Source organism: Flexivirga alba (assembly GCF_042661025.1).
In the GTDB taxonomy this organism is placed as follows: Bacteria; Actinomycetota; Actinomycetes; order Actinomycetales; family Dermatophilaceae; genus Flexivirga; species Flexivirga alba.
In genome coordinates this window covers 821,246-841,701 of record NZ_JBHSWH010000001.1, presented here as the reverse complement: position 1 = coordinate 841,701, position 20,456 = coordinate 821,246, and the positions used below count along the sequence as shown (strand labels likewise).

At 67.1% G+C, this 20,456-nt stretch carries 21 protein-coding genes and 2 pseudogenes; 14 read left to right on the top strand and 9 right to left on the bottom strand.

Going from position 1 to position 20,456, the window contains the following annotated elements; genetic code table 11:
* Positions 1–3: 3 nt before the first annotated feature.
* Both ACFQDH_RS04190 and ACFQDH_RS04185 read right to left on the bottom strand, forming a co-directional pair.
* The gene (locus ACFQDH_RS04190) at positions 4–486 is read right to left on the bottom strand and encodes a rhodanese-like domain-containing protein (protein ID WP_382398765.1); all 483 of its coding nucleotides are present in this window, start codon (positions 484–486) and stop codon (positions 4–6) included.
* Positions 480–950, bottom strand: coding sequence for a cysteine dioxygenase (locus ACFQDH_RS04185; protein ID WP_382398763.1), 471 nt, complete (start codon positions 948–950; stop codon positions 480–482). The genes ACFQDH_RS04190 and ACFQDH_RS04185 overlap by 7 nt, the downstream gene beginning before the upstream one ends.
* A gap of 230 nt (positions 951–1,180) precedes the next feature.
* Between ACFQDH_RS04185 and ACFQDH_RS04180 the strand changes: the two genes are divergently transcribed.
* Positions 1,181–2,572: a glucose-6-phosphate dehydrogenase gene (locus tag ACFQDH_RS04180; RefSeq protein WP_382398761.1), complete on the top strand. Its 1,392-nt coding sequence runs from the start codon at positions 1,181–1,183 to the stop codon at positions 2,570–2,572.
* Between the two features lie 329 nt (positions 2,573–2,901).
* Complete coding sequence (locus ACFQDH_RS04175; RefSeq protein ID WP_382398759.1) at positions 2,902–3,195, top strand: DUF4190 domain-containing protein; 294 nt, start codon at positions 2,902–2,904, stop codon at positions 3,193–3,195.
* 1 nt (position 3,196) lies between these two features.
* Here the strand turns inward: ACFQDH_RS04175 and ACFQDH_RS04170 are convergent, their stop codons facing one another.
* A complete protein-coding gene (locus tag ACFQDH_RS04170; RefSeq protein WP_382398757.1) occupies positions 3,197–4,348 on the bottom strand; it encodes a geranylgeranyl reductase family protein in 1,152 nt (383 codons plus the stop codon).
* A 43-nt stretch (positions 4,349–4,391) separates the two neighbouring features.
* On the bottom strand, positions 4,392–4,697 hold the full coding sequence (locus ACFQDH_RS04165) for a hypothetical protein (protein WP_382398755.1): 306 nt from the start codon (positions 4,695–4,697) through the stop codon (positions 4,392–4,394).
* On the opposite strand from ACFQDH_RS04165, the pseudogene ACFQDH_RS04160 reads away from it, so the two are divergent.
* The 7 genes and pseudogenes from ACFQDH_RS04160 to ACFQDH_RS04130 form a co-directional block, all read left to right on the top strand.
* Positions 4,698–4,853 (top strand): annotated as a pseudogene (locus ACFQDH_RS04160) (LUD domain-containing protein); the annotation flags it as partial.
* 92 nt (positions 4,854–4,945) lie between these two features.
* Entirely contained in the window at positions 4,946–6,454 is a 1,509-nt protein-coding gene (locus tag ACFQDH_RS04155) for a flavin-containing monooxygenase (protein WP_382398753.1), read from the top strand.
* A gap of 3 nt (positions 6,455–6,457) precedes the next feature.
* Positions 6,458–7,723, top strand: coding sequence for a glycosyltransferase family 4 protein (locus tag ACFQDH_RS04150; RefSeq protein WP_382398751.1), 1,266 nt, complete (start codon positions 6,458–6,460; stop codon positions 7,721–7,723).
* Entirely contained in the window at positions 7,720–8,445 is a 726-nt protein-coding gene (locus tag ACFQDH_RS04145) for a class I SAM-dependent methyltransferase (protein ID WP_382398749.1), read from the top strand. The genes ACFQDH_RS04150 and ACFQDH_RS04145 overlap by 4 nt, the downstream gene beginning before the upstream one ends.
* Positions 8,445–9,440, top strand: coding sequence for a glucosidase family protein (locus ACFQDH_RS04140; RefSeq protein ID WP_382398747.1), 996 nt, complete (start codon positions 8,445–8,447; stop codon positions 9,438–9,440). Before ACFQDH_RS04145 ends, ACFQDH_RS04140 begins: the two co-directional genes overlap by 1 nt.
* A 100-nt stretch (positions 9,441–9,540) precedes the next feature.
* Positions 9,541–10,170: a class I SAM-dependent methyltransferase gene (locus ACFQDH_RS04135; RefSeq protein WP_382398745.1), complete on the top strand. Its 630-nt coding sequence runs from the start codon at positions 9,541–9,543 to the stop codon at positions 10,168–10,170.
* Between the two features lie 117 nt (positions 10,171–10,287).
* Entirely contained in the window at positions 10,288–10,815 is a 528-nt protein-coding gene (locus tag ACFQDH_RS04130; RefSeq protein ID WP_382398743.1) for a DUF2599 domain-containing protein, read from the top strand.
* A 48-nt stretch (positions 10,816–10,863) separates the two neighbouring features.
* Here ACFQDH_RS04130 and trxA read toward each other — a convergent pair whose 3' ends face one another.
* Complete coding sequence (gene trxA / locus ACFQDH_RS04125; RefSeq protein WP_382398741.1) at positions 10,864–11,250, bottom strand: thioredoxin; 387 nt, start codon at positions 11,248–11,250, stop codon at positions 10,864–10,866.
* A gap of 347 nt (positions 11,251–11,597) precedes the next feature.
* Here trxA and ACFQDH_RS04120 point away from each other — a divergent pair, with 347 nt between their 5' ends.
* The 4 genes from ACFQDH_RS04120 to ACFQDH_RS04105 all read left to right on the top strand — a co-directional run bounded on the left by ACFQDH_RS04120 (position 11,598) and on the right by ACFQDH_RS04105 (position 15,441).
* Entirely contained in the window at positions 11,598–12,056 is a 459-nt protein-coding gene (locus ACFQDH_RS04120; RefSeq protein ID WP_382398739.1) for a cupin domain-containing protein, read from the top strand.
* A gap of 44 nt (positions 12,057–12,100) precedes the next feature.
* Positions 12,101–13,369, top strand: a complete 1,269-nt coding sequence (locus ACFQDH_RS04115) for a low temperature requirement protein A (protein ID WP_382398737.1) — start codon at positions 12,101–12,103, stop codon at positions 13,367–13,369.
* Between the two features lie 22 nt (positions 13,370–13,391).
* A complete protein-coding gene (locus ACFQDH_RS04110; RefSeq protein WP_382398735.1) occupies positions 13,392–14,186 on the top strand; it encodes a crotonase/enoyl-CoA hydratase family protein in 795 nt (264 codons plus the stop codon).
* A 112-nt stretch (positions 14,187–14,298) separates the two neighbouring features.
* Complete coding sequence (locus ACFQDH_RS04105) at positions 14,299–15,441, top strand: NAD(P)/FAD-dependent oxidoreductase (protein WP_382398733.1); 1,143 nt, start codon at positions 14,299–14,301, stop codon at positions 15,439–15,441.
* Between the two features lie 137 nt (positions 15,442–15,578).
* On the opposite strand, the gene ACFQDH_RS04100 is transcribed toward ACFQDH_RS04105, so the two are convergent.
* The 3 genes from ACFQDH_RS04100 to ACFQDH_RS04090 form a co-directional block, all read right to left on the bottom strand.
* Positions 15,579–16,397 carry an alpha/beta fold hydrolase gene (locus ACFQDH_RS04100; RefSeq protein WP_382398731.1) on the bottom strand — a complete coding sequence of 273 codons (819 nt, stop codon included), beginning with the start codon at positions 16,395–16,397 and terminating at the stop codon, positions 15,579–15,581.
* A gap of 9 nt (positions 16,398–16,406) precedes the next feature.
* Positions 16,407–16,910 (bottom strand): MFS transporter, encoded by a 504-nt coding sequence (locus ACFQDH_RS04095; RefSeq protein WP_382398729.1) that lies wholly within the window; start codon positions 16,908–16,910, stop codon positions 16,407–16,409.
* Between the two features lie 65 nt (positions 16,911–16,975).
* Positions 16,976–17,602, bottom strand: a complete 627-nt coding sequence (locus ACFQDH_RS04090; protein ID WP_382398727.1) for an MFS transporter — start codon at positions 17,600–17,602, stop codon at positions 16,976–16,978.
* A 98-nt stretch (positions 17,603–17,700) separates the two neighbouring features.
* Here ACFQDH_RS04090 and ACFQDH_RS04085 point away from each other — a divergent pair.
* Positions 17,701–19,742 (top strand): annotated as a pseudogene (locus ACFQDH_RS04085) (NAD(+) synthase).
* 203 nt (positions 19,743–19,945) lie between these two features.
* Here the strand turns inward: ACFQDH_RS04085 and ACFQDH_RS04080 are convergent.
* Positions 19,946–20,425: a hypothetical protein gene (locus ACFQDH_RS04080; protein ID WP_382398725.1), complete on the bottom strand. Its 480-nt coding sequence runs from the start codon at positions 20,423–20,425 to the stop codon at positions 19,946–19,948.
* Positions 20,426–20,456: the final 31 nt, after the last annotated feature.

Below are 20,456 nucleotides of genomic sequence, written 5' to 3'. Positions count from 1 at the left end.
CCGTCAAGCCTTGACCGGCAGGCCGAGCGATCGCCACGCTGCGAACCCGCCGATGACGTCGGTCGCGTGGCGAATGCCCAGGCTCACCAACGAATCCGCGGCAAGCGACGAGGCGTAGCCCTCCTGGCACAGCACGATGACGCGCAGCCCCGGTGCCGCGATCGGCAGCCGGGCGTCGCTGCGCGGGTCGAGCCGCCACTCCAGGACGTTGCGCTCGATGGTCAGCGCTCCCAGCGCAGCCGCCGGCTCACCCTCGCTCGTCCGTTGCGCGGCGGGGCGGATGTCGACCAGTGTCGCCCGCCGCCACAGCACCTCTTGGAAGGCGGCACGTGGGCTGAGTCGTTGCAATCGGCTGCGCGCGTCTGCGAGCTGATGGTCGACCCCGGCGAAGCGGGAAGTCGGAGCACTCTCCTCGGCTGACGTGACCGAGGAAGTCGTGAAAAGCGCTGACTGCCAGGTCAATTCGGATGCGAAGCCGGTCACCATGACAAACCGTCTTCGTCACGTCCCGAGAGGACCAGCTGATCGTCGCGAACCTCGTAGCGCGTCATGCTCTGCAACGCGGGGTGGTAGGCGTGCACCGAGACCGCCCAGTGTGTCGTCTCGTTGCGAACGTCGTGGATGTGTCGATCGGTGAAGTGCCGGCTTCGGCCGACGACCAGATCACTGGCTGCGTCATACCCGACCCAGACGTGTTCGCGCAGCGTTCCTTGCACGACGCGGAACGCACCGTATGCCGAGCCGTGGTCGTGCCAACCGGTCGCGGATCCAGGCGGCCAGGCGATGGCCCAGACCTGCACGTCGTCGTCGGTGGACAGCACTGCCCACTGACGCTCGGGCCGCGTCTCGTCATATCCGAAGCGCGACAGCGCGTCGGCATACCCGGCGGTGATGGCGTCGAGGTCCCGGGGCGTGATGGGGTGTGTCGAACTGCGGGCGATGGTTGTCATGGGTGCATCCTCAAAGCTGTCGAGTGAATTTCACTGTGGGAGAGCAGGTCTCGGACGAATTGACGTCCGCTGAGCTACTGACAGCGACAGCTGGTCCCGCGGCGCATGGAGCGGGCGGGATCACAAGTGATGATGCGTTGCATAACATTAAGTTACACAACCTATTACTTCGTGACAACTCGTGCGGTCCACATCGCGAACATTGGGGCCGGCCGTGCCATGCTCGGGCCATGGCTGCCGATACTCCTGTGACCCTGCTCATCCTCGGTGCCGGTGGTGACCTCACCCACCGACTACTGCTGCCCGGGATCGGCAGCCTGCTGAAGGTCGAGCCGTCCCGGAAGGTCCAGATCGTCGGCGCCGATCGCACGGACCTGACTGCGGCGCAATGGAAGAAGCGCGTCGAAGAGTCGTTCGCCACCGTTCCCGTGCCGGCTCGTCCGGCCCGGTCGGCGCTCGCCAAGACGCGCTACCAGCAGACCGACCTGCTCAATCCCGAGCAGCTGAGTGCACTCCTCGCCGGCTGCAGCGGTCCGTTGGTCATCTACTTCGCGCTGCCGCCGTCGGTGTCGATGAAGGTCTGCAAGCTGCTGGAGAACGTCGACCTGCCGGACGACACCCGACTGGCGCTGGAGAAGCCGTTCGGTGGTGACGAGAAATCAGCGCGTGCCTTCAATGCGCAGTTGCACAAGCTGGTCCTGGAAGACCACATCTTCCGCGTCGACCACTTCCTGGGCCGCTCCACCGTGTTCAATCTCATCGGGCTGCGTTTCGCCAACCGCATCCTGCAGCCGGTCTGGAATGCCGAGCACATCGAGCGCGTCGAGATCATCTACGACGAGGACCTCGCGTTGGAGGGGCGCGCCGGCTACTACGACGGCGCCGGAGCGCTGCGCGACATGCTGCAGTCCCACCTGCTGCAGGTGCTGGGGGTCTTCGCGATGGAGTCGATCGCCGATCTGTCTGCGCAAGAGGTCCAGGACCAGAAGGCGCAGGTGCTGCGCGCTACCCACCTGTGGGGTGGCAGCGCCAAGAAGTCGAGCAAGCGAGCCCGCTACACAGCCGGGCAGATCGGTCGTCGCAAGATCCCGGCATACACGCGGGAGAAGGGTGTCGACCCGTCGCGAGAGACCGAGACACTCGCACAAGTGCAGGTCGAGGTGCGCAACAACCGGTGGGCGGGCGTTCCGTTCACGCTGCGCAGTGGCAAGGCGCTCGGTGCGCCGCGAAAGCAGGTGATCGCCTACTTCAGGCCGGTGCCGCACCTGCCGGGCGGCTTCGACAACACCGCCGCGCCCGACAAGCTGATCATCGACCTCACCCCGGGCGCCGTGTCTTTCGTGCTCACGATGAACGCCGAGGGCAGCCCGATGGACCTGGAGCAGAAGACGCTGCGCGCCGAACTCGCGCCCGGCTGGATGCTGCCGTATGGCGAGGTCCTGCGCGAGGTCCTGGACGGCGACAATCTGCTCTCCGTGCGCAGTGACGCCGCCGAATCCTGTTGGCGCATCATGGATCCGGTGCTCAAGGCGTGGAAGGCGGGCCGCGTCCCGATGGAGACCTACCCCGCCGGCTCGGCCGGCCCGGCGGGCTGGCTGCCCGCCGACTCCGTCGTGGAGTAGCCCGCCGACGATTCGTGAGGGCGCTACACCCGCCCTTACCATGGCCGCATGTCTGATCCGTATGGCGGCAAAGGCTCGGACGACCGGGGCTCCACGAGCGAGAAACGACCGCGCAACCGGCGGTCGACCCCTACTCGCCGACGCCATACCCGGGGAAGTCCGCGGATCCCTCCGCCCAGCAGGGCCAGTCGGCATACGGGCAAGCTGGCTATCCGCAGTCGAACTACTACGGGCAGCCGCAATATCCCCAGCAGCAATACCCACCGCAGGGTTACCCGCAGGCCGGCAATGGCCAGCAGCCGTACGGACAACAGCCCTACGGACAGCCGATGCCGTATGGCGCGCCGGGCACGCCCTACGCCGCTTACCAACCGGCGCCGACCAACGGCCTCGCGCTCGCATCGATGATCACCAGCATCGCCGGCATCTTCGTGCTCCGTGGCTTCTCCGGCATCGTGGCCGTGATCCTCGGCGTCATGGGGCTGAAGCGCTCCAAGGAGATCCAGGACGTCGGGCGTGGGCAAGCAATCGCGGGCATCATCATTGGTGCCGCGCAGTTCGTGCTGCTCATTGCCTTCGTTCTCATCGTGATCGTCGCCCACACGTCGAGCAGCGGCGCCTGACTCACCAGCGGTTCAGTGCCGCAACCCCGGCCCGCACCACGCGCCGCCGCATCAGCTGCGCGAGTGTCGTGTCGCCTCTCGTGATGCGCACGAAAACCCGCCAGCCGAGTGGGGTTCGAAGCACCGAGTGAAAGATTCGCGGGTGCCGTTCGAACGCCACCAACGCCTGCTCGCCCGCCGCCATTTCCGCGCCCAGCTCACCCCGCACGTCCTGCGTGTATGACGCAAGGCCCTCCGCAGGTGAGGCGTCCCCGGCAGCGATCCGTGCGGCCGCTGATCCGGCGAGTGCCCCGGACCGGACGGCATACGAGATGCCCTCTCGGGTCCACGGCTCGAGCAGTCCGGCGGCGTCTCCGGCGACCAGCACCCTGGCACGCCCGAGGGGTGACTCCGCGGTCCGGCACCGGGTGAGATGTCCGGAGTCGCGCACGATCGGCAGCGCCGAAAGCCCTTGCTGGGCAATGAAATCGGTGAGGTACTGCTTCGTTTCGGCCGGTGACCCCTTCGCCATGATCACGCCGACGGTCAGCACGTCCTGCTTGGGGAAGACCCAGGCGTAGGAGCCGGGCGTCGGGCCCCAGTCGAGGTGCACACGGCCGGACCAGGCAACCCTGGCCGCCGCGTCCGGAGTCAACTCGACCTCCAGGCCGAGGTCGACCTGCCGGAGGTCGACCCCGACATACCGGCCGATCCGGCTCGCCGACCCGTCCGCGCCGACGGCCGCCCGAGCCTGCAATTCGCCGTCGGAGGTGTTGAGAGTGACCAGGCCGCCGCCCTCGCTCACCCCGGTAACCGTGACGCCGGTGCGCATCTCTGCGCCGGCTGTGGTCGCCGCGTCAAGCAGGGCGGAGTCGAACTCGGCCCGGTTGACCAGACTGAGGATCGGCTCGTCCGCGCGTTGCTCGTAGTATCGTCGACCGCGAATCGTGAACGATGCCCGGGTGATTCGCTGCTGCACCGGCACCTCGAAGCCGTCCGGCAACGACGCGAGGGTCGGGCCGATGAGGCCGCCGCCGCACGTCTTGTAGCGGGGAAATGTCGCGCGATCCACGACGAGCGTGCGGGCGCCCGCCGCTGCTGCCGACTGCGCCGCCCGGCTGCCCGCCGGGCCGGCACCGATGACGACGACGTCATACACCTCGGGCGTTTTCACGGTGGCCGATCGTAGCCGCCCTAACTTGTCGTGGGCAGCAGGGTCAGTGCGACGAGTCCGGATGCAGGCTGGTCATTCGCTCGTATGCCGAGCGGATGTGCTGCTCCATGAGCGCGACGGCACTCGCCGCGTCGTGTTCCGCGATGGCGGCAACGACCGCGTGGTGTTGCGCCCGCAGGATGCGGCGAGCGATAGTCCAGTCCGGGAGTGCATCGAGACCGGCGAGGTTCGGCAGCCGCATCGACTCGCGGATCGCGATCGTCAGGTCGCTGGCCAGCCTGGTCGACAGGCGCTCGAGTGCGACCCGAACTACGGTGACGTCGGGGATCGGGAAATTGGCCAGCGCCACGTGCCGGGCGCCGTACGCCTGCTGCGGCCGGCCATCGACGCGCACCGTGCACTGACCTGGATCAGTGGCCCCAGCGCCACGAGCGACATCGAGCTCAACCGCATCGAGGGGGTGCACGGTCCGCGGCACCTGCACGTCATCGTTCTCAGCGGGTAGTGAAAAGCTGTCGGTGGCCGATCTGGCCTGGCATGTGACCGACGGGTAACTTGGACCTTCGGACTGACGGATCGGCGAGCCGAGGAGACACGATGCCCCTGCAGGATCACTACGACGTGCTGGTCGTGGGCGCCGGCCTGTCCGGGATCGACGCCGGCTACCGGATCCAGACGATGTGTCCCGGTGCCGATTACGCGATCCTCGAGGCGCGCGAGAGTCTCGGCGGCACCTGGGATCTCTTCCGCTACCCGGGGATTCGGTCCGACTCCGACATGTTCACCCTCGGCTTCCCCTTCGAGCCGTGGACCGGTGAGAAGTCCATCGCCGACGGCGCCGACATCTTGCAGTACCTCAAGGACACGGCCGCCAAATACGGCATCGACGAGCGGATCGTCTACTCCACCAAGGTGATCAGCGCCGACTGGTCCAGCCGCGACGCCCGCTGGACGCTCACGCTGCAGACACCCGACGGGCAGCGCACGGTCACTGCCGACTTCGTCTACCTGTGCTCCGGCTACTACAACTACGAGCAGGGCTACCGGCCCGACTTCCCGGGCATCGACGACTTCGCCGGGCAGGTTATCCACCCGCAGTTCTGGCCGGCCGACGGCCTGGACGTGCAGGGCAAGAAGGTCACCGTCATCGGCTCCGGAGCCACCGCGATGACGCTGGTGCCGGCGCTCGCGCGGCAGGGCGCGCACGTCACGATGCTGCAGCGGTCACCCACCTACGTCCTCACCCTGCCGTCGCGCGACCCCATCGCGAAGGGGCTGCGCAAGGTGCTGCCGACCAAGCAGGCGTATGCCGCAGTGCGGCTGAAGAACGCCGCGACGGCCGTCGGGTTCTACGAGTTCTGCCGACGCGCTCCCGGTGCGGCCACCAAGGTGTTGCGCACCGGTGTGGCGCGCCAGATCAAGGGCAGCAACGTAGGTATGACGGCCTTCACCCCGCGCTACAAGCCCTGGGACGAGCGCCTGTGCATCGTGCCCGACTCTGATCTCTTCAAGGCGATCCGGGATCACGACGTGGACGTCGTCACCGACACGATCGACCGGGTCGAAGGGGGCGCCATACACACCGGGTCGGGGGTGTCGATCCCGTCCGACATCATCGTCACCGCAACGGGACTCAACGTTCAGCTCGCGGGCGGCGCGAAGCTGAGTGTCGACGGCCGCGAGTGCGAGCTGGGCCAGCGCTACATCTACCAGGGCCTGATGCTCGAGGGCGTGCCGAACGCCGCGGTGTGCATCGGCTACACGAACGCGTCCTGGACGCTGCGCGCGGACCTGTCGGCGAAGTTCTTCTGCCGCTTCGTCAACCACGTCCGTCAAAGCGGCCACGCCTACGGCTATCCGACCGTCACCAAGGAGATGCCGTCGTCGCCGGCGTTGGATCTGGCAGCGGGTTACATCCAGCGCTCGATCGCGACCCTGCCCAAGCAGGGCGACCGCAAGCCGTGGTTCCTGCGGCAGAACTACTTCTCCGACCGCCGTGACTCCCGACGAGCCGACGTCACCGACAGCATCACCTTTGTCCGGCCCGGCGAGGTGCGCCTGCCGAACGACGACCTGCACACCGCCGCCGAACCAAGCGTCGCCTGATCCATGAGGGTCGCGCTTGCGTCATACAGGAGCAAGGAGCACTCCGGCGGACAGGGCGTCTACATCCGCAACCTGTCCCGGGAGCTGGTGGCGCTCGGTCACGAGGTCGAGGTCTTCAGCGGACAGCCCTACCCGAAGCTCGACCCGGGCGTCGGGCTGACCCCGGTGCCGAGTCTCGATCTCTACCGCGCCGACGACCCGTTCCGCCGACCGGCGTTCGGCGAATTCCACTCTGCCGTGGATGTTTTCGAGTATGCCGCTATGTGCACGGCCGGCTTCCCCGAGCCGCGCACCTTCGGCATGCGGCTGTCGCGATTGCTGCGGGACCGACTGGACGACTTCGACATCCTGCACGACAACCAGACCCTGGCGCCCGGCCTGCTGGCGCTCGAGCGCCGCGGCCTGCCGCTGCTGACGACGATTCATCACCCGATCAGCCGGGACCGCCGGCTCGAACTGGAGGCGGCGACCGGCTGGGACCGAGTCACTAAGCGCAGGTGGTACGGCTTCGTGCAGATGCAGCGCCGAGTCGCCCAGCGCAGCAAGCACATCCTGACCGTGTCACAGGTCTCGGCTCGCGACATAGCGACCGACTTCGGGGTGCCGCGTGACCGGATGCGCATCGTCCCGGTCGGTGTCGACGTCGACCGCTTCCGGCCACGGGCCGAGCCACGAGTGCCCGGCCGCATCGTGTCGGTCATCAGCGCCGACGTGCCGCTGAAGGGTATGTCGGTCCTGGTCGACGCGCTCGCGGAGCTGCCGCGGAACGCCTGGAGCGAGCTGATCGTCGTCGGCGCCCCGAGCGAAGCAACCGGCAAGCGGCTGGCCGATGCGGGGCTGGTCGACCGGGTAACCTTCCGCAGCGGGCTGACCGACGAGGAGCTCGCGTCGCTCGTCGCCTCGGCGTCGCTGCAGGTCATTCCGTCGAGGTACGAAGGCTTTTCGATCCCGGCCATCGAGGCGATGGCGAGCGGCACCCCGGTGGTGGCATCCAACGTGGGCGCCCTGCCCGACCTGCTCGCGGACGGTGTCGGCCGACTGGTGCCGGTAGGTGATGCAGCTGCGCTCGGCGCCGCGATCGCCGAGGTGCTGGCGTCCCCGACCGAGGCCGCGAGGATGGGTGCGGCCGGCCGCACCCGCGCGGTCGACACTTACAGTTGGCGCGCGGTTGCCCAGGCGACCGCCGATGTCTATGCCGAGGTGATCGCCGCGGACAGCACGCTGCCCGCACCGCCGACGGCCACGAAAACCAAGGAGTCAGCACGATGATCACGATGGACTTCGACTCGGCGTTCCCGCTCTGGCCCGGCATGACTGTGCTCGATGTCGGTGCCGGTCAGGGGCGCCACTCGTTCGAGGCGTTGCGCCGTGGGGCCGTGGTGACCGCGTTCGACCAGTCCGAGTCGGACCTGGCCGACATCAAGACGATGTTCGGCGCGATGGAGCTCGAGGGCGAAGTGCCCGATGGCGCATCCGGGACCGTGCTCCACGGCGACGCACGCTCGATGCCCTTCCCCGACAACAGTTTCGACCGCGTCATCGCGTCGGAGATCCTCGAGCACGTGCACGAGGACGAGGCGGTCATGGCTGAGATCTTCCGGGTAGTCAAGCCCGGCGGACTGGTCGCCGTGTCCGTCCCGCGCTCTTGGCCGGAGAAGGTCTGCTGGAAGCTCTCGGACTCCTACCACGAGGTGGAGGGCGGCCACATCCGCATCTACAAGGCGTCCGAGCTGGTGGAGCGCTTGGAGCGGGCGGGCCTGGCGCCATACAAGCAACATCACGCGCACGCGCTGCACGCGCCCTATTGGTGGCTCAAGTGCGCGGTCGGTCCCGACAACAACGACAACCCTGCGGTGAAGGCCTATCACCGGCTGTTGGTGTGGGACATGATGAAGGCGCCGTTCGTCACGCGGGCCGCCGAGAACGCCCTCAACCCGGTCGTCGGCAAGAGTTTCGTGGTGTATGCCGCCAAGCCGGAGATCAGCGCCTGATGGCGGTGCAGCGACCCGTCGGGCGACTCGGCGCACTGGCGGTGCCCGGTGTGATGAGTGCCGAGAAGTGTGCTGCCACAGCGCAATTCGTCCTCCGGCAACAGCGCTCGGACGGCTCGATCCCTTGGTATGACGGCAGTCATCTCGACCCCTGGGACCACATCGAATCAGCGATGGGCCTGACCGTTGCCGGCTACTGGTCGGCGGCCTGGCGGGCCCTCGAATGGTCCGCGGCGAACCAGCGCAAGGACGGTTCCTGGCCGATGGTGCTGCGCGGTAACGGGGTCGAGGATGCTGGCTCCGACACCAACCAATGTGCTTATTTCGCAGTCGGTTTGTGGCACTACTACCTGGTCACCGGTCGCACCGATGGTCTTGCTCGACTGTGGCCGACCGTCGAGGCAGCGATCAATTTCGTCATCCGCGCGCAACATCCCGGCGGAGAGCTGGGCTGGGCCGTCGGCACCGACGGCGGGGTCGCCGACTTCGCCCTGCTGACCGGCAGCGCGAGCGCGCTGCAGTCGATCGAGTGCGCCTGTCTGATCGCGGCAACCCTGGGACACGACCGCCCGCGGTGGCGTTGGGCCGGCAACCGACTCGCGAGTGCGTTGCGTGAGCGGCCGGCGTCCTTCGCCGACCGGTCGCGCTTCTCGATGGATTGGTACTACCCCGTTCTGTCCGGTGCGCTGCGCGGGCGGGCGGCCACGGAGCGAATCGACTCCGGCTGGACCGACTTCGTTCGTCCCGGCCACGGCGCCCGCTGCGTCAATGACCAACCGTGGGTCACCTCGGCGGAGTCCGCGGAGCTGGTCGCTGCGCTGGATGCGATGGGCGACACCGATCGAGCGCTGGCCGTGCTGGACGACCTGCAGGGGCTGCGCGACGAGACGACCGGCGGCTACTGGACCGGCCGCAACTTGCCGGACATGGTGGTGTGGCCGAGGAGCAGACCTCGTGGACCGCTGCCGCCGTGCTGCTGGCGGCCGACGCGGTGACGCAGACGACCGCCGGTGCCGGTTTGTGGCGGGATGCCGGCTGGCCTGGTGACGAGTCCGTCGAACCCGCCTCACTCGCACGCGACGAAGCGGTGAGCTGATGCCGGTCCCACCGGAGCTTGCCGAAACCGTCGCAGCGACAACGGGTTTCATGCCTGTCGATGAGGGTGATGCGTTGTATGACGTCGCGCTCCGCGCCCGCCCGGGGACCTGGCTTGAGATCGGGACCTATTGCGGAAAGTCGACGCTCCTGCTGGGTGCGGCCGCGCGTTCAGCAGGCGCTCGGCTCGTCACCGTCGATCACCACCACGGTTCGGAGGAGAACCAGCCGGGCTGTGAGTGGCACGACACCACGATGGTCGACCCACGCAGCGGTCTGCTCGACACGTTGCCGCACTTCCGGCCGGTGCTCGATGCGCTCGCTGACGTCTGCTCGGCGGTCGTCGCGAAGACCGAAGTCGTTGCGGGCTGGTGGAATTCGCCGATCGAGCTGCTCTTCCTCGACGGCAACCACACCGAGAAGACCGCGCAGCACGACTACCGCGCCTTCGCCCGGCATCTCGTCCCGGGTGGCCTGCTGTTGGTGCACGATGTCTTCCCGGACCCCGCCGACGGCGGGCAGGCGCCCTGGCACGTCGTGCAGTCGGCGCTCGCGGACGGCTTCACCGAGGTCGCGCAGCACGGTTCGCTGCGGGTGCTCGCCGCGCCGCCCACGCCGACAGGCTCATAAGAGTGCCGAGGGGCTCAGAAAATCACGGCCTCCAGGTGTGTCTTTCTGAGCCTGTCGACGCGTTGCTGGGCCTCTCGGCGAGGTGGGGCGGCAGGTCCGAATGTGAGAATGGGCGGCATGTTTCGGGTCCGCGTCGCCGGTATGACGCTGCTGGTGCTCGGCGCCGTCGCCGCGTGTGGGACGAGCGACGGTGGCAGCGAGCCACCATCGCATTCGTCCACATCGTCCCCAAAAGACGGCCGAGGAGTGGGGGAGCGAAGCGGAGGAACGTCTCGAGGCCCCGCCGCGACGAAACCCGCTCAGTCACAAGCGAGTTCGCCGACATCGGACAGCGCCCGTCCGCCATACATCGATCACGTGGTGTGGGTCAGCCTGCCGAGCGGCCGCAGCTTGCAGATCTACCCGACGACCAATGGTCGGACAGTCACGGGCGACTCGGCGGAGGCCGAAGCCTGGCGCGAGGTGCTGCGCAAGTCGCCCAACGCCGGAACCCGAGGCATGCGAGCGCAATTCGACTGCCACTGGGCGTTCGCACGACTGGCAGAACCCAACAAGCCAAGCTGGAACCTCGAGCCGTGGCGACCGGAGGTGTCGGGCCAGCAGATGTATGACGCCCGCTGCAACCCCGGCGGCCACGAGGTCTAGAACGAAGCTGGTCGAGTGCGGTGAGGGACGAGCCGCGTCACGCGACCCCTACTCCTGGTCGGTTTTCTCCTGCTTGGCCTCTTCTTCGGCGATCTGCGCACGGACCTCGTCCATCGGCAGCTTGCGCGCCTGGTCGATCAGCGACGTCAGCTCGGGTCCGGGCAGCGCGCCGGCCTGCGCGAAGACCCGGATGCCGTCGCGGAAGATCATCAGCGTCGGGATCGAGGTGATTTGCAGGGCCTGGCTGAGCGCCGGCTCGGCGTCGGTGTCGACCTTGCCGAATGTGATGTCCGGGTGCTTCTGCGACGCATCCTCGAAGATCGGCGCGAACATCTTGCACGGGCCGCACCAGTCCGCCCAGAAGTCCACCAGCACGATGCCGTCGGACTGGACCTCGTCGGTGAAGGTGTCGGTCGTGAGGGTCTTGGTTGCCATCGTTTGTGCTCCTTGGTTCGACGGTGGCGGTCTGCGGCTGATCTTGCGCCGCTCCCTTCGGGCAACGACAGGGAGCCGCGGATCCTTCCGCGCCACCGCCCGAAAGTGTCCGAATAGCGATACTTCAGTCTTGTATGTCGAGACAATGCGAAATGTTTTTGGCGAATGTCGGGAGCTCATGTTCTGCTGGGGGCATGTCTTCGCACGTCACGCTCCGCATGCGACTCGCCGACCGGCGTCGTATGACGACGTGGCATATCTGCCGCTATTGAGCTGATCTTCGCTCAGCTCGCACGCAGACCACAGCGCCCAGGGCGCTCCCGCCATTTTCCGCACGGAGACTTTCGATGACCACCGCCTCGCCCGGTATCCGGGATTTCACCAGTGACCAACTCGCCCGCGTGGCAAGGCTGTTCGCGCACGACGCGGATGCCACGAGCGCGACCGGACGCACCAGTGCCGAGCGGCAACGTCATCAGCTGACCAAGAACCCGCACCTGGAAGTGTGGCTGGTGACCTGGCCGCCCGGGGCCACCACCGACTGGCACGACCACGGCGCCGCCGCTGGTGCGGTGGTCGTGGTCCGCGGCGAGCTGATCGACCGGCTCTGGAAGGGCGGATCCGAGCACTGGCGTGAGCTGACCGACGGGGACGAGATCGCGATCGCGCCGCGGACTGCGCACAACCTCACGAATGTGGGCGATGAGGTGGCGATCACCATCCACGCGTACTCGCCGGGTCTCGCCGAGATGACGCCATACGCGTGGGAGAACGGCCAGCCGGTCGCGATCGACACCACGTCCTGACGCCCGCGGCCTGGGAAGATGCTGCGTATGAGCGAGCGACCAGAATGAGCAACGCCCCTTCGCCGTCCGAGCTCCGCCGCCGGCTGACGCCCATGCGCGGTCGCGACCCGCAGGAGGGTGAGCGGGCGTCCACGCCGCTGGAGCTGCTCTTCGACCTGATCTTCGTGGTCGCGGTCGGCACATCCGCCTCGCGTTTTGCCGAGATGGCCGCGGAGGGGCACATCGCCAAAGGTGTCCTCGCGTTCCTCTTCGCGATGTTCGCGATCTGCGTCGCGTGGATCAGCTTCTCGTGGTTCGCGTCCTCATTCGACACCGACGACTGGCTCTATCGACTGTTGACGATGCTCACGATGGTAGGTGTCGTGGTCTTCGCGCTCGGCCTGGCTCCCATGTTCCACTCCGTCGACGAGGGGCGTCACGTCGACACCAGGATGATGGTCATCGGGTATGTCGTGATGCGTGTCCCGCTCGCGGCGCAGTGGTGGCGGGCAGCGCGGCAGGCGCCGGAATATCGACTCGTCGCGCTGCGCAACATCCGGTGGATGCTGATCGTGCAGGCGGGTTGGGTCGTGTTCGGCTTCGTTCCGATGCCGCTGTGGCTGACCGCGGCGATCGTCGTATTTCTCGGCGGCTGCGAGTTGCTCATCCCCGTGCTCGCACAGGGCGGCGCCAACGGCACGCCGTGGCACCCGCACCACATCGCCGAGCGCTACAGCCTGCTCGCGATCATCACCCTCGGTGAGGGCATCGTGGGGACCATCGGTTCGTCACAGGAGCTGCTCGGTGGCGCAGCCGGCGACCAGTGGAGCTGGAACGCCGTCGCCGTGGTGATCACCGGTATCGGCCTGACCTTCGGCATGTGGTGGGTCTATTTCATGATGCCGTTCGGGACCTTGCTGCAGCACCGGCCGACATACGGCTATCTCTTCGGTTACGGCCATGTGCTCGTCTTCATTGCGATTGCCGGTGTTGGTGCCGGTTTGCACATCCTCGGTCTGTTCCTCGAGCACGATTCGCACCTGGGGCAGGCGGCAGCGGTCCTGCTGCTGACGGTGCCCGTGGCGGTCTACTTCGGTGCGGTCTATTCGTTGCACGACGTGCTGATCGGTCGCCTCGATCCGTTGCATCTGGTGAACCTGGTGATCACGGCGGCGCTGCTCGTGGGTGCTGTGGTGCTGGCGGCGCTCGGTGCGCCGATCTCGATCAGCTTGTTCCTGACCATGGCTGCGCCGTTCGTGACGATCATCGCCTACGAGGCGGGTGCGCACCGGTGGCAAACGGAGCAACTGGAGCGGCTCGCGGCTGACTCCTGACCGCTACCCGTAGGCTCTACTCATGAGTAGCAATATCGACGTCACAGTTGCGGACGGCATTGCCGACGTCCGGCTGGACCGGCCGGAAAAGCTGAACGGCCTGACCTTGCCGATGCTGCGCGATCTCGCTTCTGCAGCACGGAAGTTGCGTGGTGACAAGGAGATCCGGGCCGTCATACTCTCCGGCACCGGTGACTCGTTCTGCGCCGGGCTCGACTTCAAGACCGTCACCACCGATCCGAAGCAACTGCCGCTGGGCATGCTTCCCCGGCCCTGGCGGGGGACCAACCTCTTCCAGGAAGCGTGCTGGGCATGGCGCCGGGTGCCGGTGCCGGTCATCGCCGCGGTGCATGGGCACTGCTACGGCGGAGGGGTGCAGATCGCGCTGGCAGCCGACTTCCGAGTGACCACCCCGGACGCCAAATGGTCTGTGCTGGAAGGAAAATGGGGCCTCATCCCCGACATGACCGGGGTGCACACGCTCTCCGAGCTCGTGGGCATCGAGACCGCGAAACGACTGACGATGACCGCAGAGATCATCTCCGGTGAAGAGGCTGCCCGACTCGGCCTGGTCGGCCAGGTCCACGAGCAGCCGTATGACGCGGCTCGCGAGCTCGCCGAATCCCTCCTGCAGCGTTCGCCCGACGCGGTGGTCACGGCCAAGCGGATCTTCAACACGAGCTGGCGGTCGTCACCACGGCGTACCCTCGCGCGGGAACGCTGGGAGCAGACCAAGTTGTTGCTCGGCAAGAACTCCCAGATCGCGCGCGTTGCGGGCCTCAAACGCGAGGACCCGGTTTTCCTGCCCCGCCGCTAGATTCCGGAATATCCCGCCGCCTGCGACACGAACGCAGTTAGCGTGGCGACATACGGCGTCGCGCTGGGTCTGACCGTCCCGTCAGCCGTCGGCGTGCCGGGAAGAGGGATCCATGCGAGTTCTGGTGCTGGGTGCAGGTTTTGGCGGGTTGGAGCTCTCGACCCGACTGTCTGAGGAGCTCGGCGACGAAGCCGACGTCATTCTGATCGACAAGTCGGACGACTTCATCATGGGCTTCTCGAAACTCGACGTCATGTTCGGTCGAACGACCGCCGAAGCGGTCCGACATTCGTATGCCGATGTCGTCAAGCCGGGGGTGCGATTCGTGCAGAGCGTCATACGCTCCATCGATCCTGACAGTCGTTCTGTCGAGACCGATGCCGGTCGTTTCGAGGGCGACGTGCTGGTGGTTGCCCTCGGTGCCGATCTCGATCCGTCGGCGACGCCGGGTCTGGTCGAGGCAGGGCACGAGTTCTACACGCCGGCAGGGGCATTCGCTGCTGCGAAGGTGTTGGACTCCTTCACCGGTGGTCGCGTGATCGTCGGCGTCACATCGACGCCGTTCAAATGCCCGCCGGCGCCGAGCGAGACGGCGCTGATGCTGCACGACTTCCTGGTCGGGCGTGGCCTGCGCGAAGCCAGCGAGATCTCGCTGGTGATGCCGCTCGGTAGTCCGATCCCGCCGTCGCCGGCGGCCTCGGAGGCGTTGCTCGTTGCGTTCGCGGAGCGCGGGATCACCTGGTCGCCGGACAGCCTCGTGCGCAGTCTCGACGGGGAGCGGCGGGTGGCGGTGCTGGCCGACGGGCGGGAGTTGCCCTTCGACCTGTTCCTGGGCGTGCCGGCCCACCGTGTGCCGGACGTCGTGGCGGAATCCGGGATGTGCGTCGACGGATGGATCCCGGTCGATCCGTTGACTCTCGAGACCACCTACCCCGATGTGTATGCCGTGGGCGATGTCACCAGTGTCGGCACTCCGAAGGCCGGCGTCTTCTCCGAACGCCAGGCCGGCGTTGTCGCCGACCGGTTGATCGAGCGGCACCGGAGCGAGGCCGGGCACGCGACATACGACGGAACAGGCCTGTGTTACATCGAGTTCGGCAGCGACAGAATCGGCCGGGTCGAAGTCACCTTCCGCAGCGGCCAGCCACCGGTCGGGACTTTCAATGAACCGTCGCAGGAGTTGCGCGAACGCAAGGCGGACTTCGGCTCGAGTCGGGCGAAGCGTTGGTTCGGCACGGACTGGGCCAACCACTGAACGCCGACTGAACCAACCACCCAATGCCGAGAGGACAGGCAATTGTCGAGAGGACACTCGATTTCGGCCTCAATGGCCGAAATCCGGTGTCCCCTCGATACATCGCCTGTCCTCTCGGTGAGGGGGTTTCAAGGGTTTCAGGGCAGTCGGAGGATGCGGCGGACGTGCGGCCAGGCGAGGCTGCCCAGCTCGCGATTGCTCTCGTCATTGCCGCCGCGACGCATGGACGCGCCCGCGGAAACTGGTGTCTCACCGGGTAACAACGTCCGGTGTCCGGCAGCGGGCAGAGTGCTGAAGGTCGTCTCCAGACCATGATCCCGGCGTCGGGCGACGATGCGTTGCGCGAAGTCGACCGACGGCCACACCTGGTCGTCCCCGCCCGCGATCAGGAGCAACTCGCCGATGCGTTCGACCGGAATCGCTGCGCTGGCAACGGTTTCCGGGTCCGCGACGCCCAGGCTCTGCCGGTAGCTGCCGACGTAAGCCGGTGGGTCGGTGTCGGGCTCCCAGGTCGTATCGAACGGAACCGCGGGCACCGGGCGCCCGTCGCGGGTCCAGTGTGAGACCTGCGATTCGTCGGGGTCGATGAAGCTCCACGCGACCGGGGTTGGCGCGAATCCGATGCAACCGTCGACTCGTTCGTCATACGAGGCAACGAGCAGGGCGGCTTCCGCGCCGAACGACATGCCGGAGATGACCAACCGGTCGCACTCGGTGGCAAGCCGGTCGAGTGCCGCGGTGAACGTCTCCAACGGGACCAGTCGCGGTCCGCTCGGCTGCCCGGGGCCGCCGAACCAGCGGATCGACATCGCCAGCGCGCCATGTGACGCCAGCAGCCGGGCGCGGTCCCCATCGATGCGCCCGCTCGACCCACCGACCGTGAGCACGCCTGTCCCGCAATGCTTCTCGGGTATGACGAGCAGGCCTTCCGGACCCGTGAGCGAAATCTCCCGCATGCCTCGATCCTAAACGGCCCGTATGCGCGTGACTCGCTGTGCACGCATCGCTGCCACCAGGCTGAGCGCTGCGAGTCCGGCGAGCCCGAGAACGATCGATCGCTCCGACCAGGTGCCGACGAGCATCGAGATGACCGTGGGCACTGCGAAACCGACGTAGGTGAGTGAGTAGAAGACAGCGTTGGACATCGCGAGTTCGCTTGCTGGAGAGGTGTGTTCGACGCGGGTCAGTCCGCCCACGAGAGTCAGCCCATAGCCGACTCCGAACACCACCGCAGTTAGGATCACCAGCACGATCGAGGGATGATCGATCACGGCGACGGTGAGTAGCACGCCGACCAGCGCGCCGGCCATCCCGAGCAGACTGACAGTGCCCGGGTGGTGCGTCTCCAGCGAGCGGGCCGGTTGCTGCACGAGCACACCGACGGCGAGGGTGAGTCCGCAGATGACGGCGGTGAATCCGACGGTGAAGTCGCCGGTCTGATCCTTGATGAGCGGTGGCAGGACCACCATGCTGATGCTCGGACAGGCGAAGACCCAGGCGGCGATCGGTGCGATGCGGGACCAGAAGTGCCTGCTCAGGGCAAAGTGCCGCGCTGAGGTGGCTGAGGAGGGTGGGGTGGTGCCGGAGCGGGGGACCGTCTCGAGGTCCCGAGAACCGGCGCGTTCCAGACCAGCACGCCCGCCACGATGATCAGTGCGATGTGCACGACATACGGGAGAATCTTCGGTGCGGGCAGCCACTGTGCGAGCAACCCGGCGACGAGTGGCCCGCCACCGAAGCCGGCGGAGAGTGCTACCGCGGCCCGGCGTGCGCCGGTGCCGATCGGAGCGTCGGCGGAGAGTTCCTTGACCCAGGTCGTACCCGGCGCCATCGCGGCGCCAGTGCACACGCCGTACAGCACCCTGCCGATGAAGAGCAAAGCCGGCGTCGACTCGCCGACGGCGAGCAGCAGCGACGCAACGGCGGCCAGCACCATGACCGGTCGCAGCACGGCGCGATGTCCGAACCGACCCGCGAGTCGCGCGGCGATGAGCAGCGCGGGAACCAAGCCACCCGCGTATGCCGCGAACATGGCCGTCACGAGGGTCTGTGAGAAGTGATCGGTCGACCGGTAGACCAGCAGCAGTGGCGTGAATTGGTTGGCGCCCCACCCGATGACGAACATCGCGGCGGCAACTCGGGACCAGGGCGGGATCGTCACACCGGCCATCATCGCAACCGGTCGGTTCGGTGTGCGCCGAAGCGTGCGCGCGGCCCTGGACCGCCGAAGGTCGGGCTCCGGCTGAGACACTGGCAGGCATGAACTTCTTCTCGGCATACGACCAGGGCTTCGCGCGCGTTGCGGCGTGCACCGTCCCGACCGCGATCGCCGATCCTGCAAGTAATGCTGCGACGATCATCGAGCAGGTGCGCGCGTGTGCTGCCGACGCGGTGGCGGTTGCTGCCTTCCCGGAGATGTGCCTGACCGGCTATGCGATCGACGACCTGGTGCTGCAGGATGCCGTGCTCGAGGATGTCGAGGCTGCAATCGATGAAATCGCAGCAGCGACAACGGATCTGCTACCCCTGGTGATTGTCGGCGCGCCGCTGCGCAAGGGCTTGCGACTCTACAACTGCGCCGTCGTCATCCACCGCGGCGTCGTGCTCGGTGTGGCGCCGAAGAGCTATCTGCCCAACTATCGGGAGTTCTACGACAAGCGCTATTTCGCTCCGGGCGACGACCAGTGCGGCGGGTCGATCACGGTCGGGGGAACGACCGTGCCGTTCGGTCCGGACTTGATCTTCACCGCCGAAGATCTGCCGTCGCTGGCGGTGCACGTCGAGGTCTGCGAGGACATGTGGGTGCCGATCCCGCCGTCGTCAATGGCGTCGCTCGCCGGTGCCAACGTGCTGGTCAACATCTCCGGCAGCCCGATCACCGTCGGTCGCGCCGCCGAACGGCGGTCATTGGCGAAGGCGCAGAGTGCGAGATGCCTTGCGGCATACGTGTATGCCGCCTCCGGGTATGGCGAGTCGACCACCGACCTCTCGTGGGACGGCATGACGATGGTTCATGAGTGCGGCGGTCTGCTCGGGCAGGGCGAGCGCTTCCCGAGCGCGGCGGCGCGCACCGTCGTCGACGTCGACCTGGACCGCATCCAGCAGGAGCGACTGCGCGACGGCTCGCTGGCCGACAACGCGCGAACTCATCGTGCTGCCAGTGAGTTTCGGACGATCGACTTCGTTCTGGACCCGCCGAGGAAGACATCGGCCTGCTGCGGAAGATCCAGCGCTTCCCGTTCGTCCCGGACGACGCAGAGCACCTGGCGCAGGATTGCTACGAGGCCTACACGATCCAGGTGACTGCGCTGAAGCAGCGTCTGACCGCGATCGGCGGCCCCAAGATCGTCATCGGTGTCTCGGGCGGGCTCGACTCGACGCATGCTCTGCTGGTCGCGGCGCGCGCGATGGACGAATTGGGGCGACCGCGCACCGACATACTCGCCTACACGATGCCCGGTTTCGCGACCGGCAGCGCGAGCAAGTCGGCAGCGACCGATCTGGCGCACGCCATGGGAGTTTCGTTCCAGGAGTTGGACATTCGCCCGGCGGCGACCCAGATGCTGCGTGACATGGGGCATCCGGCCGGCGACGGTAAGCCGGTCTATGACGTGACGTTCGAGAACGTCCAGGCCGGCCTGCGCTACGACTACCTCTTCCGAATCGCCAACAAGGAGAACGGCATTGTCCTCGGCACCGGCGACCTGTCCGAGCTCGCACTCGGATGGTGCACGTATGGCGTCGGCGACCAGATGTCGCACTACAACGTCAACGCCGGGGTGCCGAAGACGCTGATCCAGCATCTGATCGGCTGGGTGATTAGCACCGGCACGTTCGACGACGCCGCGACCGGCACGCTGCAGTCGATCCTCGACGCGGAGATCAGCCCCGAGTTGGTCCCTGCCGGCGCGGACGAGAAGCCGCAGTCGACCGAGGACGCGATCGGTCCGTACGCGCTGCAGGACTTCAACCTCTTCCACATCCTGCGGCACGGCATGCGGCCCAGCCGGATCGCGTTCATGGCATGGCACGGCTGGCACGACGCGTCGGCCGGGGAGTGGCCGACGGGCTACCCCGAGGACCGGCGGACGGCGTACTCGATGGCCGAGATCCACTCGTGGCTGGAGCTTTTCATCAAACGCTTCTTCGGGTTCAGTCAGTTCAAGCGATCAGCATTGCCGAACGGCCCGAAGGTCGTCGCCGGTGGAGCGCTGTCACCCCGCGGCGACTGGCGTGCCCCCAGCGACGGCAACGCCAACGTGTGGCTGCGGGAGCTGGAGCGCAACGTCCCGAAGAAGTGAGCGGGCTCCGGAATGGGTGTGGCCCGCGTGCACAGGTCTCCCCAGTGTCGACATACGACCGGGTATGGCGTCCGCGCACGTGCACAGCTCTCCCCAGTGTCGACAGACGACCGGGTATGGCGTCCCGCCGCGCTGGCGCTATGCCGATCGCGTTGTATGGCGCGCGTTTGGCATAGCGGGAGTTGCCGCACCGACGGCCTTGCCTAGCCCTGGCCCCAGTCGAGGATCCGCCAACGCTCGGACGGGGTGTTGCGGACGAGGTAATAGGACCACGCCTCGTGATCGGGCTTGCTGCCCTTGGTCAGCCCCTTCAGATGCTTGAAGGTCGCCTCCGTGTCGACCTGGACGCACTTCTTCCAGTTCGTGGCCGCCTTGCTCTCGCATTGCGCGCCACTGGTGACCGGCCCGGTCCTGACGATCCGCAGGTCCTCGACGCGTGGCCCGTGCAGGCTCCACCAGCCGGCGTCGACACCGACCCGGTCACCGATGACAACTGCCTTGGCAGCGGAGAAATCCCGGTCGTTCAGCGCCTTGGCGAAGGTCTGTACAACGCCTGCTGGCGAGGTTGACGACGAGGGCAACGCCACGGTTTCGCGCGGCTTGCCCCACAGCCAGAGCCCCAGAACCCCCGCCAGGACGACGATCGCCAGGCCAAGTCCCACAATGCTCTGAATCCGACGCATGGTCCGAGTATTGGTCGCGCAGGGTCCTTTC

Bases quoted from the DNA above. Each gene is read 5' to 3' on its own strand.
- ACFQDH_RS04130 (WP_382398743.1), top strand. From the start codon at position 10,288: ATGTTTCGGGTCCGCGTCGCCGGTATGACGCTGCTGGTGCTCGGCGCC.
- ACFQDH_RS04095 (WP_382398729.1), bottom strand. From the start codon at position 16,910: ATGGTGGTCCTGCCACCGCTCATCAAGGATCAGACCGGCGACTTCACC.
- ACFQDH_RS04100 (WP_382398731.1), bottom strand. From the start codon at position 16,397: ATGCGGGAGATTTCGCTCACGGGTCCGGAAGGCCTGCTCGTCATACCC.
- ACFQDH_RS04120 (WP_382398739.1), top strand. From the start codon at position 11,598: ATGACCACCGCCTCGCCCGGTATCCGGGATTTCACCAGTGACCAACTC.
- ACFQDH_RS04190 (WP_382398765.1), bottom strand. From the start codon at position 486: ATGGTGACCGGCTTCGCATCCGAATTGACCTGGCAGTCAGCGCTTTTC.
- ACFQDH_RS04135 (WP_382398745.1), top strand. From the start codon at position 9,541: ATGCCGGTCCCACCGGAGCTTGCCGAAACCGTCGCAGCGACAACGGGT.
- ACFQDH_RS04185 (WP_382398763.1), bottom strand. From the start codon at position 950: ATGACAACCATCGCCCGCAGTTCGACACACCCCATCACGCCCCGGGAC.
- ACFQDH_RS04180 (WP_382398761.1), top strand. From the start codon at position 1,181: ATGGCTGCCGATACTCCTGTGACCCTGCTCATCCTCGGTGCCGGTGGT.
- ACFQDH_RS04105 (WP_382398733.1), top strand. From the start codon at position 14,299: ATGCGAGTTCTGGTGCTGGGTGCAGGTTTTGGCGGGTTGGAGCTCTCG.
- ACFQDH_RS04115 (WP_382398737.1), top strand. From the start codon at position 12,101: ATGAGCAACGCCCCTTCGCCGTCCGAGCTCCGCCGCCGGCTGACGCCC.
- ACFQDH_RS04150 (WP_382398751.1), top strand. From the start codon at position 6,458: ATGAGGGTCGCGCTTGCGTCATACAGGAGCAAGGAGCACTCCGGCGGA.
- ACFQDH_RS04175 (WP_382398759.1), top strand. From the start codon at position 2,902: ATGCCGTATGGCGCGCCGGGCACGCCCTACGCCGCTTACCAACCGGCG.
- trxA (WP_382398741.1), bottom strand. From the start codon at position 11,250: ATGGCAACCAAGACCCTCACGACCGACACCTTCACCGACGAGGTCCAG.
- ACFQDH_RS04140 (WP_382398747.1), top strand. From the start codon at position 8,445: ATGGCGGTGCAGCGACCCGTCGGGCGACTCGGCGCACTGGCGGTGCCC.
- ACFQDH_RS04080 (WP_382398725.1), bottom strand. From the start codon at position 20,425: ATGCGTCGGATTCAGAGCATTGTGGGACTTGGCCTGGCGATCGTCGTC.
- ACFQDH_RS04155 (WP_382398753.1), top strand. From the start codon at position 4,946: ATGCCCCTGCAGGATCACTACGACGTGCTGGTCGTGGGCGCCGGCCTG.
- ACFQDH_RS04145 (WP_382398749.1), top strand. From the start codon at position 7,720: ATGATCACGATGGACTTCGACTCGGCGTTCCCGCTCTGGCCCGGCATG.
- ACFQDH_RS04110 (WP_382398735.1), top strand. From the start codon at position 13,392: ATGAGTAGCAATATCGACGTCACAGTTGCGGACGGCATTGCCGACGTC.